Raw genomic sequence first — 16225 nt, 5'->3', positions numbered from 1 at the left:
GACGCGGCTCATGCCGCCGGGTCGACTTCTTGACGCCGCTTGAGGTGGGAGCAAAGCTTAGCGGCCTGCGGGACGATGAGAAGCGCGAGCGCAATCGTCATGATGGTACCGACCAGAAAGTTGGAGAAGAACACCGCGAGCGATCCATCCGAGACGATCATGGACTGGTGAAAGGATTCTTCCGCCTTGTTGCCAAGCACCATCGCCAGAACCAACGGTGCCAGCGGGAATTCAAGCTTGTTGAAGATGAAGCCGACAGCACCGAAGATCAACACCAGCCACAGATCGGAAGTGGCGCTCGCAACCGTATAGGCGCCTACGAAGCAGATCGCGACGATGATCGGACCAATAATAGTGAATGGGATGCGCAATAGGGCAGCAAAAAATGGAACGGTTAAAAGGACGAGGAAGACGCCGACGATATTCGACACATACATGCTGGCGATCAGACCCCAGACGAAGTCGGGCTTCGTGGTGAACAGCATGGGACCGGGCGTCAGGCCCCAAATCATCAAGCCGCCCATCATGACGGCCGCGGTTGCGGAACTCGGCACCCCTAGCGCCAGCATCGGCAACATGGCGCAGGTTCCGGCCGAGTGGTCGGCTGTTTCCGGAGCGATGATGCCTTCGGGGCGGCCGGTTCCGAACTTCGCGCCGGGCTTCGACAATTGCCGGGCGAGGCCATAGCTCATGAAGGATGCGGCTGTCGGCCCGCCGGGTGTGATTCCCATCCATATGCCGACCAAGGAAGAGCGGACGATCGTCGTGAAATAGCGCGGCATCTCGCAGATGGTCTTAAAGACATCACGCGGATCGATGCGAGAGGAAACGCCACGAAATTTCAGACCATCCTGTACCGTCGCCAGCAACTCGCCTATGCCGAACAGGCCGATGACAACAACAAGGAAGCTGATGCCGCTCACAAGCGCGTCGATGCCGAATGTCAGCCGCAGCGAGCCAGTCACCGTGTCCATTCCGACCGCCGATAGCAGCAGGCCAAGTCCGAGCGAGACGACGGTCTTCAGCGGTGAAGCGCTTCCCATCCCGACAAATGCGCAAAAGGCCAGGAAATAGACCGCAAAATACTCAGGAGCGCCGAATCGGAGCGCGAAGCGGGCGGCCCAGGACGACAACAGCGTGATGACGAGAACGCCAATAAGCGCGCCGATGCCGGCCGATATGAAGGCAAAGGTAAGCGCACGCGTAGATTGTCCGGAGCGCGCCAGCGGGTATCCGTCGAAGGTCGTCGCCACGGAGCTTGGTTCGCCGGGAATATTGAAAAGAATGGAGGTCGTCGACCCGCCGAACAGCGCACCCCAATACATGGATGCCAGAAGGATGATGGCCGATACCGGATCCATCGAGAATGTCAGAGGGATCAACAGCGAGACGCCGTTGGGGGCACCAAGCCCCGGAAGCACGCCAACCACAAGGCCGAGCAGGACGCCAGCAACCATCAGCATGATGTGCATGGGGGTCAGCGCAATGCCAAAACCGTCGATCAGCAGTCCGAAATTTTCCATGAGATATGCTCCCGCTGCGCTCAGTAAATGCCAAGCATGTCTTCGAGTGGGCCTTTGTGCAGCGGCACCTGGAACGCGGTCTCGAAAACCAAATAGAGTACGATCGAAAAAGCAACGCCCATGAAGATCGCATGGTGGGGTTTGTATTTTCCCTGGCGCCAGGCGACATAGAACAGATACAACGCGCTTCCAACATAGACACCGAAATAGATCGTCACGACGACGAAGGCGATCATCGGAATAAAGAAGGAGAGAAGCCGCCGGGTCTGCTCCGGCTCGAGAAAAGTCTCCTGCTGCTCGGCGCTCCTTGCCTTCAAGATAGCCTGCACGACGCAGCCGATGCTCGCCGCGATGACGATGAGGCCGACATAAAATGGGAAGTAGCCGGGCTGCGGCCCTGAATCCCCCCAGGTCACACCAAGCTCCAACGAGCCTGTGGCTGCGAGCACGCCGATTGCGGCCACGCCGGCGGCGGCGAAGACCTCCATATGGAGGCGCTTGATATGCATGATCGGTTTCCTTCATCTAAGGGATCCGGCGGTGTCCGCCGGACCCCTGGGCGCCTGTCCGTCAGTTCGCTTACTGAACCAGCCAGCCTTCCGTCTTGAAGACGTTCACCGCTTTCGTCTCGCTGGTGCCGATGAAATCCGTTAATTTCGCGCCGTCAAGGTAATCGCCGGTTTGCGAGGTCTTGCGGATATATTCCGCCCATTCCGGCGTCTCGCTGACCTTCTTCATGATATCGGCATAATAGGCGACTGCATCTTCAGGCGTCCCGGCGGCGACCCACACGGTGCGGGGCATCTTATAGGACGGGATCGCGATGCCTACCGACGAGCAGATTGGAATGTCGCCCCAGCCCTTGCCGTCGTAAATCGGCTCGCTTTTTGCCATCGGCTTGTCGGAGAAGACACAGAGCGGCTTGACGGCGCCGGCTTTCCATTGACCGATATTCTCATTGGGGTTGTTGACATTGGCGGCAACGTGGCCGCCCGCGAGCTGGACACCGACTTCGCCGCCACCGTTGAAGGGCAGATACTTGAACTTAGCGCCTGTGGCCTGCTCGATCAGCGCCACCAGGGTTTCGTCAGTGTCCTTGGACTGGCTTCCTGCAAAAGCAATGGTGTTTGGCGACGCCTTGGCTGCGTCCACGAGTGCTGCTGGCGTCGTATATTCAGAGTCCGATTTGACCCAGATCAGAAACTCGTCGAAAGCCATTGCCGCGACCGGTGTCAGGTCCTTCGTCGAATAGGCCATCTTAGCAACATGCGGCAGCAGATAGGCGTTATTGGTTCCAAAATACAGCTTGTTGGGGTCGCCATCGTTCTGCTTGGCGTAAAGAAATGCCTCGGCGCCGCTGCCGCCACCCTTGTTCAAGACCACCATCGACTTGCCCATGAGTTTGTGCTTGGTGATGATTGACTGGATCGTGCGGGCGAAATTGTCGGTCCCGCCGCCAGCGCCGGACGCAACAACAAACTCGACGGGCCTTGTCGGTTCGAAGGCCAATGCTTGGCCAGCCATCGCCAACGCGGCTGCAAGAGTCATGCTCATGGCCAAAGTCTTCATCTTCTACCTCCTTGTTAGATGAAGCCGGTACGAACCTCCTCGCACCGGGTATTCTTTAAGAACGGCTATCCGGCAGCAAAGTGCGTCCTTGACGCCATGCGCGCGGCCAGAAGAATCGCCTCGCGGCTCGCGCGGATGTTTGCAATGCCCTTGCCGGCGATATCGTAAGCAGTACTGTGGGCAGGCGTGCAGAGCGGGAAGGGCAGGCCGCCGATCATGGTGACGCCCTCATCGAAACCCATAAGCTTCATCGCGATCTGCCCCTGATCATGATACATCGTCAGGACGGCGCGGTAGCCTTCTTTGACCGCGCGCAGAAAGACGGTGTCTGCCGGGAATGGGCACTCTGACGGGTCAAGATGCGCAAGATCGATAAAGACATGGCGCTCCGACTTGAGCGCAGCAAATTGACCCGCTGCCATTGTTTCAATCGTGAGGTCCAGCCCGGCGTCGGCAGCGCCTTTGCCGAACATGCGACGATCTCCGATGACGGCCAATTGTGCAATATCTGCGATCTCTTCAAGAGCGCAGAGCTTGGCCGTAAGTTCCGGGCTAATTCCTGCTGGATCTCCCATGGCTAGCGCAATGACCGGCCGCATTTGGCTTTGGCTCAAGCTCATCATTTCCTCCATCCTGGAGGGGTTAATACGGCATTCAGACTTCGACATCAAGTCTTCTGAATTTTGTATACAATATTTTCCAAGCAATCCGAGGTCTCGCCCCTGTTAAGCAGGCGCTGACAAGAGGTACGGAGCCAGCAAACTCTGTGGCTTGCGTCATAATGGCCGGGTTAGAGCTTCGGAACGTCTGACGTTGTCTACTGGGCAGTATGGAAGCCACGGCCGCCTGGCGCCGCTATTCCGCGCTTGCTTTTAACGGGACGTCCACGGCTTTGGATGCCAGTTCCCTTATCAGTTTCTTTCTCAGGGCGGCGGAATAGTCGGCATAATTTTTGATGTCCATCACGAAGGCATCGGAACCGAGGATTACATTCTTGGCGTAGTAGCTGGCCAGGTCTCCGCCATCGTCGGAGACGGCCAAGGCATTGATTCTTACATCCATTTGCTTGGCGCGTAGACGTGCTTGGTACAGCGATATCACGTCCGGACGTTTGAGGAGCCCCCCTGTCTCTCTGCCATCGCCCGAGATGTCGATAATTGCTCTGCGCGGACACAAGTTCGAGTCCGAAAGCATAGTCAGCGCTGACCAGATGCCGTTGCCGATGTCGGTATGCCCGAAGACCAAGCGGGAATCGTCGTCGATTTCGCGTGCAAAGCTCTCTGCGCCTTCACCATCGGTGATAATGAACCACCCCACTTCTTGCGTTGGGGACTCGGCGTCTCCCCAGAAAACGGCCGAAACCGCCACGACCCCTGCCTCTCGCAGCGTTGAAATTACCGCCTTGTCGCGGAATGCAGTGGAAATCGCTGCTTTCTGAAATGCATATTCGTTGTCATCGATGCTATCGGAACCGTCCACGGCCAGGACAAGCGCGATGTCCGAGCACTCGTGGGCTTGAACCGCCGTGCTTATGCTCAAAATCAGCACTGAAGTGATCCAAAGCAGCGTCTTCCTCATCGCCGCCCCCTGTCTAGGTTCATCGGCAGCAAACAAACAAAGAACCTTATCATGAACGACGCTGAAACCGTAGCAGTACGCGGCATTGCGCGCCGTGGTTTTCATGTCTGCTTGTCTACTCCGCAACTAGGCGCGTTTTAGAAAAGTATACTTGTAGCGTATTGAGGCTCTATGGGTCACTCGGCTCTCTACAACAGGCTGATCGGCAGCACGACCGACAGATTGGTCGAAGTCGCGCCGTGCCATGTCCTGGTCGTCAAATGAGGGGCAGCCGACGGCTATCTAGCTAATGCTTCATCATTATCGGAAGCGTGCTATGCGACAACAGGTAGCGGGTGACGCGACCGAGCAGCAGTTCCAGGAAATAGCCATGTCTGAAGGCGCCGACCAGCAGGCAGGTGGCGTTCGCGGTTTTCGCGAAATCGAGGATCGTTTCGCCGACGGAGCGGCCGCCTGAGCTGATCGCGATAACGTCGCCGTCAAGGCTGAGCTGTTTCAGCAGCTCCCGGGCCGTGAACTGATAACTTCCGTTTGGTTTGTCGTTGACGCATAGAACGGTGATGCGATCGGCTGCCGCCAGCCAGCGTCTCGCCGCAACGACGGTGTGCTGCGCATGCTCGTGCGGCTTCCAGCCAATCACGACGTGGCCCATGAGGTTGCCGTGATAGTGGCCGGGTGGCGGCACCAGCACCAGCTTGTGTTCGTTGAATACGATGTCGTGAAACGTGTCGCGGGCATCCAAATTGCCATAGCAAGGGGCGATGACGAGCGCCGTCTCATGGCATTCGCTCGTCACGCAACGGCCGAGATCACCACGGCAGTCGTCGAGAAGGAGACGCTCTCGTTCGGGCTTGTGGTGTTTCCAATCCTCGAAGGCGCGCGTGACCCGTTCAAGGCGCTTCAGCGGCGAGCCTTCATCGTGCTCTCTCATCCTCTGCAGGTCGATTTCCTCAGCTGCGGCGATCATCTTTTCGGGGTCGGCGCCCACATGAGCAGCGGCCATGGTGCCATGGATGGCACCTGCGGCATCCTCGGCGATATCAAGGCAAGACCGCGCAGTTGCGGGATCAGGGAGCAAGGCGAGGACATCGGCATGGACGGCTACTTCATGCACATGGTCGGCGAAGATGACGCCAGCCTGTTGCGGCGGTCTCCGCGAGTCGCCATTGGAGAGCGCATTGTTCATGTCGGACCTCCTTCCACGATGCTTCGATCGCTCCTGGTCCACAGAACTTCATTCTACGCCCGCGTCGCATGGCTCGCAACGCCGCCGGGGCGCTGGAGTGTTCAAGGTCAGCCGATCAATTGCCGGGAGCCGCCGGCCGGCGCGAAAATCTCCTTGTAGCGATCCTCGCCAAAGCTTGTGCGCAACGGTTCTGCCTCGATGAGATTGAAACTGCGGGTTCCGTCGTCCCGGCGTTCAGCGCGCAGGAATGCCACATCGGGCCGGCCTTCTTCGGCGAAGCCGTTGGCGAACTCGTACATGTGGGTGACGAAGAACATGCGCGCGCGATCGTCGAGCAAGCTGCCTACGATCTGCCTGGCGATCTCCGTGCCTTCCCGCTCGTTGGTTGCTGCGAAGGATTCGTTGAACAGCAACAGCGCATCGCTGCTATAATCGCTCATAATCTCTTTCATGCGACTCAACTCCTCGTCAAGCTTGCCGCCCACGGCTGAGTTCGAGCGTTCATTCGGTCAGCTACGACTTACCCTCCGGTCAACGGCCAGGCCGCCCTGCCGCCAACTCCTCCCGACAAGCCTCACCGAATTCGAGGAGAAAGTTCATTGCACCGGAACGCGCGAGATCCTTGATCTCGGACAGGGAGCGATTGGGCGCGAGGTAAGTTTCGACGATCCGGTCCATTACCAGCTCGGCTGCGTCCAAAACCGGACGGGATGAAAACAGACGCATCTGGGCGACTAATGCATAGAGCAGCACGAGGTCGGAAACGTCATCCTTCTGATGGCTAATTGCATCGCCATAAAGACGGGTGGCTTCGGTGATGAAATCCGAAAAGAGCTTTTCGCGCTTGGCGATCTCAACCTCCCGATGTCTTGCCTTCACCTGAAACTCCTGTGTGATCCAGGTCGTGGCAAACGAAGTCAGGCTGCCGATTGCGACGCCGGCGAGGCCAATCAGAGCCGAGATGTATGCGTTCACGAGGTTTCTCCTATGTGACGGCTCGGCGCATACCATATCAACAGCAGAGTGGTTGAGGACGGAGGGTGGAAGTGGACACCGAACCGAGCCCGATTCTGGACTACCCCTCAAGACCGAGGGAAGGCGCTATCAGTTGTGAAGCCCCTTTTGCGCGGCCACCCCGGGTAGGTAATAATAAGACGCGTGATCGAAACTTCAAATGCGGAACGCCTTGGAAGGGCACGGTGCTCAATCAGATCGCAGCGAGCCATCCGCCCGCAAAGCCCGCCCTTTTCAGGCCGGCCAAAATCGGCGGACAGCGGCGCATGATGTTCCACAGCAAGCCCGTCCGGTAGTTCTCGATCGCTAGCACGACCGGTCCCTGGTCTATACCGAAATGATACGGAGATCTCCACCATCCGGTCGGACTGTCCTTCACTGCAAATGACTGATTGAATGACGGGTTGAATCCGTAAAGGCGGGTCATTCCAAGGTTCATTCGTGCAAAGTTGCGGATCGTGGGGACGACTATTTCTGGTGCGAACGGTAACGAGGCAATGACAACCCACGGTGCGATCGTCCCGTCGTCAGGGCCAAAGGGAGCACCGCGGGCTAGGTAGTCGAAGAACTGCCGCTCGGTTCCATTGACCTCGCGCGTGATCCAACCGGGGCCATCGCACGCCGTGAAGCCCCAGCAATATTGCCCGTAGCCGACGAAGTTCATCGGATTACGGATGGCATACTCCTGCTGAACGAAAGTCGCTCGCCGGCTGTTCTCAAAATAGTCGCTATCACGCCCGCGCATGAAATCGTCGCGGATTCCCCGAAAGTCCACCCACAGATGCGACAACTGATGGGTGAAAAGCGGGCCTGAATAGAGTAGCTCGCGCCCGTAGATGTTTTTCCATTCGTAAGTCGCCGTGTATGCAGTGTAGCTCTCGGGCTCCAGCGGGTGGGTCGGCGAACCCAGGCCGAGGAAGTAGAGCAGCAAGCCCTCGTCGTAGCCGCGCCAGCGGTGAGGGATGAATCCGGTTTCCGGCATCCAGCCATGCGTCAGCGTGGGCTCGCTGTTGCAGGCCCAGTTCCAGTCCGCACGCTCGTAGAGCTCATTGGCAAACTGGCGTACTTGCGCTTCCTCGGCGGTGTCGCGATCGAAATAGGTGGCAACTGTCAGAGCACCTGCGAACAGGAATGCCGAATCTATGGTGGACAATTCGCATTGCCAAACTCGGCGACCGGTTTCGATGTCCAGAAAATGGTAAAAGAAGCCCTTGTAGCCAGACGCGTCTGTCTCCGGTCCCTGCGGTAATTCCATCAGATATCTTAATTGTCTGCGAGCGACCTTCGCGGCAAATTCGCGGGTGACCACGCCGCGTTCCACGCCAACGGGACTTGCCGCCAAGGCCATCCCGATCGCCGCGATGCTTGCCGGGGCATTCGGCTCGGTCTTGTCCCGGATCAGGCCGTTATCCGGATTCGTGACCTGCAGGTAGTACAGCAACGTGGTGAATTGCAGCAGCAGACTCCAGTCCGTCGGTAACTCGGCGAAGTCTGCGATCGAGAACGTGTCAGGTATTGCCCTTGGCTGCGTATCGCGCATAGTCGAAACCTTGTGACGATCCGGCCTGCTCCGCACGAGCTAGGGGAGCATCCGTTCGTTGCGAGCTGTTACTAACAAATCTGTTCTCCTTTATTCTCCTTCCGGAGTAAGAGTTTTAATCGCGCGCGGAAGATAAATGGAGTGATCCCTCACGTCACGCTTGTCCGGATGTAGTAACACTGAGCACCGTCCGAGGAGCAAGCTCGGGCAGCGGTCTTCCTGAACGCATCTCGGGCGGGCTGGTTGGCACGGTCGAGGCAGCCCCCTGCGACGGCTGGTCTAGCTTGAAGTTTCACTAACACGGCGGCCAGGTTCTCAAATTGATATGAATCAAAGTACCGAGACCAGTTGTGGAAAACCTCTGGCCCACTGCGGAACGTGAGACGCAAGTGATCCAGCTGCGCACGACGTAGAGGTTCGAGTGCGCGGCCCGCGCCGTCGGGGACCCGCTTCGGCCAGGATGGCTGGTTCATTCCTCGAACTGTGCTGACGTTACAGCATGCTGGCTAACGATTCTTAGGCTTTGACGTCAGAATCCGGTATGCGGCCGCTGGCAAACGGGTGTGACACAGAGATCTCGCCGCCGCGGAGAAGTTTGACCTCCCGACATATCGAGAACTCAGCCCCACAGGCCAGCGCCAAGACGCAGGCAAGCACATCGCCTATATGCCGCGGGGTTCAGCAAGAACCTCTCAGGCATGCGCGCGCGGTCCCCTGCAAATCGTGGCTGATAGGGTGGCGTGGAGCGATTCTTCTGCTGGTGACGGCATCGCAACGGCCTTCCTGGCAACCGACTATGCCAAACTGATCATTGGAGAAACTGTCTATGTCGATGGCGGATACCATATGCAAGCCCCTCAAGTGGGCTACGGCACGACGATCTTCGCCGTTAGCTCTTGATCCAAATATGATCTAAATCAATGCGAGCGGTCGCTTGGCACTTATGTTGGCAACACTTGACCTGATTACAAGGTGCTCAAGCACACTCGAAGGAGAGTCGAATGTCTTTTCGGCCGTTGATCGTCGGCGTGCTGAGCGCTGTCATCGTGTCCGTCTCTGTGTCATTGGTCGCGTCTACGCTCGGCCTTTCTCAGGGAGAATCTCTAATCGGCAAGGCGCGGGCGCAATCGCACCAACAGAACCCTCTCGAACGAGCCCAATCGGCGGTGGAGAGCCTGATCGCGCGGTTGCGCGGCAACGAGATGCCCGACGGCATTGTCAAGTCGAACGGTCGAATCGAAGCAACGCAAGTCGATGTTGCGGCGAAATATCCCGGCCGGCTGGCTACCTTGACCGTGGACGAGGGTGACGAAGTCACGGCTGGACAGGTCGTCGCCACCATCTCGTCGCCGGAAACGGAGGCACAGTTACGCGGCGCGCAAGCGCAAGTCCTGAAATCCAAACAGGCACTGGCGGAAGCGAACGCGCTGATAGCACAGCGCAAAAGCGATTTGGATTTCGCCAGAGGCGACTATGAGCGCGGAAAGAAGCAAATTGCGGACCGGAATCTATCGGCACAGGTGTTTGATCAGCGTCGCAACAGGTTCGAAGCAGCGGAGGCTGCCTACGTTGCGGCAAATGCTCAGCGTGATCAGGCCAGTTTCGCAATTGACGTAGCTCAATCTGACGTCGAACGTTACCAGTCAATTCTCGTCGATCTCGTGCTCGTCTCGCCCAGAAGTGGGCGGGTGCAGTACCGGCTCGCGCGCGCCGGTGAGGTCGTCGCTGCAGGACAACGCGTTCTGACCATTCTTGATCTGAACGATGTCTACCTTACCATCTATCTGCCCGCGGACGACGCCGGCAAGCTCGCGCTGGGAGACGACGCACGCATAATTCTCGATCCCGTACCCCAATATGTGTTCCCCTCAACGATCAGCTTCGTGGCGACCGAGGCCCAGTTCACGCCGAAGAGTGTCGAGACCACTGAGGAGCGGGAGAAATTGATGTTCCGGGTCAAACTCCAGGGCGATGCTCAGGTGCTCGATAAGTACCATCGCCAGGTAAAGACCGGGGTGCGCGGGCTTGGGTTTGTCCGCACCGATCCAAGGGTGCCTTGGCCTGGGGAATTGAGCGTGAGGCTGCCAGAATGAGCACGACCATTGTCGCAAGTGTCCAGCATGTCACTCACCGCTATGGAAAAACGTTCGCGCTTAACGACCTGACCCTTGATATTCCCGCCAATTGCATGGTGGGAATGATCGGGCCCGACGGCGTCGGCAAATCCACCTTGCTCGCCCTCATCTCAGGAGTGCGCAAGATTCAAACCGGCCAGGTTACGGTGCTCGGCGGAAACATGCAGGATGAGGGCCATCGGCGGGCGAGCTACGGCCGCATCGCCTACATGCCGCAGGGGCTTGGTCGCAATCTTTATCCGACGCTCAGCGTTTTCGACAACATTGATTTTTTCGGGCGGTTGTTTGGCCAGGGCGCAGCGGAGCGGCGCGCGCGCATCGACGAGCTTCTGGTAGCCACCGGGCTTGACCCGTTTGCAGATCGACCCTGCGGCAAGCTCTCCGGCGGCATGAAGCAGAAAGCCAGCCTCTGCTGCTCTCTGATGCACGATCCTGACGTGCTCGTATTAGACGAGCCTACCACAGGAGTTGATCCGCTCTCGCGGCGGCAATTCTGGGAGCTCATTGATTCCATCCGAGCGCGTCGGCCGCAGATGAGCGTAATTGTCGCAACCGCTTACATGGACGAGGCCGGCCGGTTCGATTGGCTTGCCGCCATGGACGACGGCGCGGTCATCGCGCATGGCGCTCCGAAGGAGATCCTCGTCAAAGCGCAAAAGACTAATCTCGACGACGCCTTCATTGCGCTACTTCCGCCCGAAAAGCGCGGCATGCACGAGGAGGTGGTCGTGCGGCCGCGCGTCGAACCCGAGGACAAGACGCCTGCAATCGAAGCCGAAGGGCTTACGCGCCGGTTCGGCGATTTCGTCGCAGTCGACCATGTGAGCTTTCGAATCGCACGCGGTGAGATTTTCGGGTTTCTCGGCTCGAATGGCTGCGGCAAGACCACCACCATGAAAATGATGACCGGGCTGCTGCCGGTCACCGAAGGCTCGGCCAAGCTATTCGGCAGGCCGATGGGCGCCAACGACATGAAGGCGCGGCAAAACGTCGGCTACATGTCGCAGGCGTTTTCACTCTACGGCGAGCTTACGGTTTGGCAGAACCTCGATCTGCACGCGCGGCTCTACCATTTGCCGTCGAACGAGATCGACACACGGCTCAACGAGCTGCTCGAGCGGTACGATCTGAAAAACGTGGCGGATGAGAAGCCGGAAAGCCTGCCCCTCGGCGTCAAGCAGCGGCTGCAGCTCGCGGTGGCCGTGCTCCACCGGCCGCCGATCCTGATTCTCGACGAGCCGACTTCAGGCGTTGATCCGGTCGCGCGTGACGCCTTCTGGCGCACGCTGATCGATCTCTCCCGCAACGATGGCGTCACCATCTTTCTCTCGACCCATTTCATGAACGAGGCCGAGCGCTGCGACCGTATTTCGCTAATGCATCGCGGACGCGTGCTCGCCGTCGGAGCTCCGAAGGAGCTGGTGAAGGAGCGCGGCAACGATTCTCTCGAGGACACCTTCATCTCCTATCTGGAGGAAGCCGGCGAAAGCAAAGACAAGAAGAAGCCAGAACCAGCGCCGCGACCTTCGGCGCGTGCGGGCGTTACGGCAACCAAGTCTACCCAATCGACTTCGTCCAGGCAATTTGACCTCGGGCGGCTATGGGCCTATGCCCGGCGCGAAACGATGGAGCTTCTGCGCGATCCCATCAGGATGGCGTTCGCCTTCATTGGTCCCGTGATTCTGATGATTGCTTTCGGTTATGGCATCACATTCGACGTTGAGAACCTGAAATTTGCAGCCTTCGACCAGGATCGGACGCCCGAAAGCCGCAGGCTGCTGGAAAATTTCTCGGGCTCTCATTATTTCAAGGAGCGGCCTCCGATTAGCTCTACCGCGGAACTCGAGCAGCGCATGCGGAGCGGAGATCTCGCTGTCGCCATTGAAATTCCCGCGGGTTTCGGCCGTGATGTTGCAAATGTGCGTCCGCCCGAGGTGGCCTTCTGGATCGACGGCGCCATGCCATTCCGGGGTGAGACAACGAGAGGGTACGTAGCCGGCCTGGAGCAGCGTTACGCGCGGGATCTCATTGTTGAGCGCTTCGGCCCCAATGCGCCATCAAACGTCTATCTCGGCAGTGTCAATATCGAAAACCGCTTCCGCTATAATCAGGCGTTCAAGAGCATTTTTGCAATGGTTCCGCTCACCATCGTGATGGTGCTTGTTCTGATCCCGGCCGTCATGGCGACCATTGCTGTCGTGCGCGAGAAAGAAACGGGCTCGATCGCCAACTTTCGCTCCACTCCCATCAGCAAATTCGAATTCTTGGTGGGCAAGCTGGTCCCCTATGTCGTCATCGCGATGATGGCATTCACTATCATGCTGCTGATGGCGCTTTTCCTTTTCCACGTGCCGGTCAGGGGGTCTTACGGAGCCCTAGCCCTCGGGACACTGCTCTATGTTTTCTCCACTTGCGGTTTTGGACAACTCATCTCGACCTTCACCCGGACCCAGGTGGCGGCGGTCTTTGCCACCACGGTTCTAGCGATCATTCCCACGGTGAATTTTTCGGGTCTGCTCACCCCGGTGTCATCGCTAACAGGCGTGGGACGGGGCATTGGCCTCATGTTTCCAGCGGCTTGGTATCAGCCGATCAGCGTCGGCACCTTCACCAAGGGTCTCGACTATTCTGATCTCTGGTTCAATGCGCTCATGCTCGCGGTCTTTGGGGTCAGCTATCTCGGTGCCGCCCATGTATTGCTGCGGAAGCAGGAGAACTGAGATGTCGCAAACGGACCAGACGGTAGATTCACGGCGACAGGCGACACCGCCTGCAGTACCAGGAGCGACGCCGCCGAAGACCCGACGGTTCGCAAAGCTGTGGGTACACTTGGCCAACATGTACCGGCTGACGATAAAGGAGATGCGCAGCGTACGCGCTGACGCGGTTGTCCTGGCGCTTGTCGCCTTTTCCTTCACCGTTGCGGTCGACGCTGCCACTGGCGCCTCGACCGAAGCGACAAACCTTTCGGTTGGCATCGTCGACGAAGATCGTTCCGACCTCTCACGGCGTATTGCGGACGGCCTCACGCCTCCCACGTTCCAACCGGCCGTGGAGATACAATCAACGGAAATGGACGCAGCGATGAATTCGCAACGCTTCCTTTTCGTTGTCGAAATTCCCCCGAAGTTGCAGGAGGATATTCTGGTCGGACGGCAGCCTTCCGTTCTAATCAATATCGATGCCACCGCGATTGCCCAAGCCTTCAATGGCATGACGTACATCCAGAACGTCATCCTTAATCATGTGACACAGTTCGTAACGAACCGCGAAGGATTGAGCGGTGAACCGGTCAAAATGGTGACGCGCGTGAAGTTCAACCCGAACCTGAAGTCCGCCTGGTTCACCTCGGTCATGCAGATCATTAACAACATCACAATGTTGGCAATTATCCTGACCGGCGCGGCGTTGATCCGCGAGCGCGAACAGGGGACTGTCGAGCATCTCCTTGTAATGCCGGTGGTTCCCTCCGAGATCATGCTTTCAAAGATCCTGGCCAATGGCATTGTCATCGTGATTGCCACCGGCCTGTCGCTGGTGTTTGTGGTGCAATGGTGGCTGCACGTCCCAATTGCCGGATCGATCCTGCTTTTTCTGGGTGGGACATGCTTTTATGTGTTCACGGTAGCAGCGCTAGGCATTCTTCTCGGTACCATTGCCGCCACGATGGGCCAGTTCGGTCTGCTGGCGGTTCCGGTGATACTGGTGCTGATGCTGCTTTCCGGGGCAATGACGCCGATGGAAAGCATGCCGGAGTTTTTGCGGTATCTCATGAACATCATTAGCCCAACGCCGCATTTTGTGGTTTTCGCCCAAGGCGTGCTTTATCGCGGCGCGGATTTTTGGATTGTCTGGCCGGAGATTCTAGCCATGACCGTCATCGGCAGTGTCTACTTCGGCTTTGCCTTGTACCGCTTCCGCCGCGCAATCTTTGAGAGCTGAAGTCCTAGCGGCCGGTGTTTTGCACCGCGGCCATAGTCCAGACTTCTTGTCCCGGAACACCGTCCGCAAATACCCTGCGCCTTGATGGCGGGGAGCCGAAGTTCAAGGTGCCGGAGCGGCCGAGCAAGCTTGACCCGTTCGCAGATCGGCTGTCGGCATGGCTGAAGACGGAATCCAAGAAGGGCCGCAAGCAGAAGCGGACAATGAAGCAACTGCATGCCGACCTGATAAGCCCCGGTTACGAGGGTTCCTATAATCGCGTTGCAGCCTTTGCTCGTGAATGGAAGGCGGATCGGCAGAGGGAACTTCAGACCACAGGACGGGCACATTCGAGCCTTTTGCTTTCGAGCCCGGTGAAGCGTTCCAGTTCGACTTGTCGGAGGACTGGGCCATCATCGGCAATGAGCGCACAAAGCTGCAGGTTGCCCATACGAAACTGAGCTACAGCCGAGCCTTCATCGTCCGAGGCATCTTACGGCGCAGTCGCTTTGCGAAGGCCGCACCGAATTTGCAGCCCGATTGCCGGATCGTTTCATACGACACAACAATTCCACGCTCCAATAGCATCTCCTCAACCAGCCGCAGGCTCAGAGGGAACCGAAAATACAGCCAGATTGCATGGGCGATGATCTGCGGCGGAAAGCGGTGATTCTTGTAACTGTGGGTTCACTCATCCTCGCCCCACTATCCGCGAACCGTTAAGCCACAGACAACGTGACATCGCCAGCACGATCCCAACGCGCGGGTCGAAGCCATCGCGCTCGGACAGCAGCTGGTTTAGTGTCTGTTCCTTCTCGTCATTTCCCCATAGCCACCAATCTGGCTGCGAGCACGCCAAGAGCGTCGAGTTCATCGATGAAAATGATGCACGGCGCAGCCTCGCGGGCCTGCTGGAAGAGGTCACGAACGCGCACAGCCCCCACCCCCGACAAACATCTCCACGAATTCGGAGCCCGAGATGGAGAAGAAGCGAACATTAGCCTCCCCGGCGAGGGCCCGAGCTGACCTTGCCCCCAAGTTTTATCCAGTTTTGAGTTCGCTCCAGCGGTTTTGGGTTGCTGTATTCGGGGCGGTAGCGGCGGGTTGCGGTGCGGAGCCATTCCGGCTGCGCAGCACCGCATCACGTCGCGGGTTGATTGTCTGAGCGAACTCAGCAGGTGTCATCCAGCCGAGTCCAGAGTGTGGTCGATGATCGTTGTAATCGCTGCGCCAGTTTGAAAGCGCTGATCGAGCATGGGTCAGTGACGAGAAGAGAGTTTCATTCAGGAACTCATCTCGCAGCCGCCCATTGAAGCTTTCGATGAAGGCATTCTGAATCGGTTTGCCCGGTGCGATGTAGTGCCATTCCACCTTGGTCCGATCCGTCCATTGCAGGACCGCGTTGCTGGTGAACTCGGTGCCATTGTCGCTGACGATCATCTTCGGCTTGCCTCGTCCCTCGATGATCCGGTCCAGCTCGCGGGCAACCCGCAGGCCGGAAAGGGACGTATCGGCGACGAGGCCAAGGCATTCCCTGGTACAATCGTCGACGACCGTCAAAATCCGGAACCTGCGGCCATCGGTCAACTGATCCGACACGAAGTCCAGTGACCAGCGATCATTGGCGGCAAACGGGATCAGCATCGGTGCTCGTGTGCCCATCGCTCGTTTCCGACCACCGCGCTTGCGTACCGTCAGCTTCTCTTCCCGATAGAGCCGGAAGAGCCGCTTGTGGTTCACAAGGTGACCCTCACGCCTG

General features: G+C 58.2%; 15 protein-coding genes and 3 pseudogenes. 6 read left to right on the top strand and 12 right to left on the bottom strand.

Annotation, left to right across the window (positions count from 1 at the left end; translation table 11 throughout):
- Positions 1–8: 8 nt before the first annotated feature.
- The 5 genes from HGP14_RS31390 to HGP14_RS31370 all read right to left on the bottom strand — a co-directional run bounded on the left by HGP14_RS31390 (position 9) and on the right by HGP14_RS31370 (position 4775).
- The gene (locus tag HGP14_RS31390) at positions 9–1523 is read right to left on the bottom strand and encodes a tripartite tricarboxylate transporter permease (protein ID WP_168833737.1); all 1515 of its coding nucleotides are present in this window, start codon (positions 1521–1523) and stop codon (positions 9–11) included.
- 20 nt (positions 1524–1543) lie between these two features.
- Positions 1544–2032: a tripartite tricarboxylate transporter TctB family protein gene (locus HGP14_RS31385; RefSeq protein WP_168833736.1), complete on the bottom strand. Its 489-nt coding sequence runs from the start codon at positions 2030–2032 to the stop codon at positions 1544–1546.
- Between the two features lie 70 nt (positions 2033–2102).
- The gene (locus tag HGP14_RS31380) at positions 2103–3077 is read right to left on the bottom strand and encodes a tripartite tricarboxylate transporter substrate binding protein (protein ID WP_168833765.1); all 975 of its coding nucleotides are present in this window, start codon (positions 3075–3077) and stop codon (positions 2103–2105) included.
- Between the two features lie 80 nt (positions 3078–3157).
- Positions 3158–3712 (bottom strand): 4-hydroxythreonine-4-phosphate dehydrogenase PdxA, encoded by a 555-nt coding sequence (locus HGP14_RS31375; RefSeq protein WP_168833764.1) that lies wholly within the window; start codon positions 3710–3712, stop codon positions 3158–3160.
- Positions 3713–3947: 235 nt separating this feature from the next.
- Complete coding sequence (locus HGP14_RS31370) at positions 3948–4775, bottom strand: DUF1194 domain-containing protein (RefSeq protein WP_168833735.1); 828 nt, start codon at positions 4773–4775, stop codon at positions 3948–3950.
- A 66-nt stretch (positions 4776–4841) separates the two neighbouring features.
- On the opposite strand from HGP14_RS31370, the gene HGP14_RS36885 reads away from it, so the two are divergent.
- Positions 4842–4934 (top strand): universal stress protein, encoded by a 93-nt coding sequence (locus HGP14_RS36885; protein WP_168833734.1) that lies wholly within the window; start codon positions 4842–4844, stop codon positions 4932–4934.
- Positions 4935–4956: 22 nt separating this feature from the next.
- On the opposite strand, the gene HGP14_RS31360 is transcribed toward HGP14_RS36885, so the two are convergent.
- From HGP14_RS31360 to HGP14_RS31345, 4 genes are all read right to left on the bottom strand, one after another.
- Entirely contained in the window at positions 4957–5856 is a 900-nt protein-coding gene (locus tag HGP14_RS31360; RefSeq protein WP_168833733.1) for a universal stress protein, read from the bottom strand.
- A 107-nt stretch (positions 5857–5963) separates the two neighbouring features.
- Positions 5964–6308, bottom strand: coding sequence for a hypothetical protein (locus HGP14_RS31355; RefSeq protein ID WP_168833732.1), 345 nt, complete (start codon positions 6306–6308; stop codon positions 5964–5966).
- 79 nt (positions 6309–6387) lie between these two features.
- Positions 6388–6831: a hypothetical protein gene (locus HGP14_RS31350; protein WP_168833731.1), complete on the bottom strand. Its 444-nt coding sequence runs from the start codon at positions 6829–6831 to the stop codon at positions 6388–6390.
- A gap of 232 nt (positions 6832–7063) precedes the next feature.
- On the bottom strand, positions 7064–8410 hold the full coding sequence (locus HGP14_RS31345) for a glucoamylase family protein (RefSeq protein WP_168833730.1): 1347 nt from the start codon (positions 8408–8410) through the stop codon (positions 7064–7066).
- Positions 8411–9145: 735 nt separating this feature from the next.
- Here HGP14_RS31345 and HGP14_RS31340 point away from each other — a divergent pair.
- The 5 genes and pseudogenes from HGP14_RS31340 to HGP14_RS35960 form a co-directional block, all read left to right on the top strand.
- Positions 9146–9310 (top strand): hypothetical protein, encoded by a 165-nt coding sequence (locus HGP14_RS31340; RefSeq protein WP_168833725.1) that lies wholly within the window; start codon positions 9146–9148, stop codon positions 9308–9310.
- A gap of 206 nt (positions 9311–9516) precedes the next feature.
- Complete coding sequence (locus HGP14_RS31335) at positions 9517–10503, top strand: HlyD family efflux transporter periplasmic adaptor subunit (protein ID WP_312862235.1); 987 nt, start codon at positions 9517–9519, stop codon at positions 10501–10503.
- On the top strand, positions 10500–13265 hold the full coding sequence (rbbA, locus tag HGP14_RS31330) for a ribosome-associated ATPase/putative transporter RbbA (RefSeq protein ID WP_168833728.1): 2766 nt from the start codon (positions 10500–10502) through the stop codon (positions 13263–13265). The genes HGP14_RS31335 and rbbA overlap by 4 nt, the downstream gene beginning before the upstream one ends.
- A 1-nt stretch (position 13266) precedes the next feature.
- Entirely contained in the window at positions 13267–14487 is a 1221-nt protein-coding gene (locus HGP14_RS31325) for an ABC transporter permease (RefSeq protein ID WP_168833727.1), read from the top strand.
- A 46-nt stretch (positions 14488–14533) separates the two neighbouring features.
- Positions 14534–14953, top strand: a pseudogene (locus tag HGP14_RS35960) (IS21 family transposase); the annotation flags it as partial.
- Here HGP14_RS35960 and HGP14_RS36880 read toward each other — a convergent pair.
- The 3 genes and pseudogenes from HGP14_RS36880 to HGP14_RS31305 all read right to left on the bottom strand — a co-directional run.
- Positions 14953–15117 (bottom strand): annotated as a pseudogene (locus HGP14_RS36880) (IS6 family transposase); the annotation flags it as partial. The pseudogenes HGP14_RS35960 and HGP14_RS36880 overlap by 1 nt on opposite strands.
- Positions 15118–15211: 94 nt before the next feature.
- Positions 15212–15489: pseudogene (locus tag HGP14_RS31310) on the bottom strand (AAA family ATPase); the annotation flags it as partial.
- A gap of 18 nt (positions 15490–15507) precedes the next feature.
- Positions 15508–16225 (bottom strand): IS3 family transposase (locus tag HGP14_RS31305; RefSeq protein WP_168833726.1); only part of this gene is annotated, 718 nt, incomplete at its 5' end.

It is taken from the genome of Rhizobium sp. P32RR-XVIII (assembly GCF_012641395.1).
GTDB lineage: Bacteria > Pseudomonadota > Alphaproteobacteria > Rhizobiales > Rhizobiaceae > Rhizobium.
Note: the sequence above shows the minus strand (reverse complement) of the source record. Positions and strands in the feature narration are given on the sequence as shown.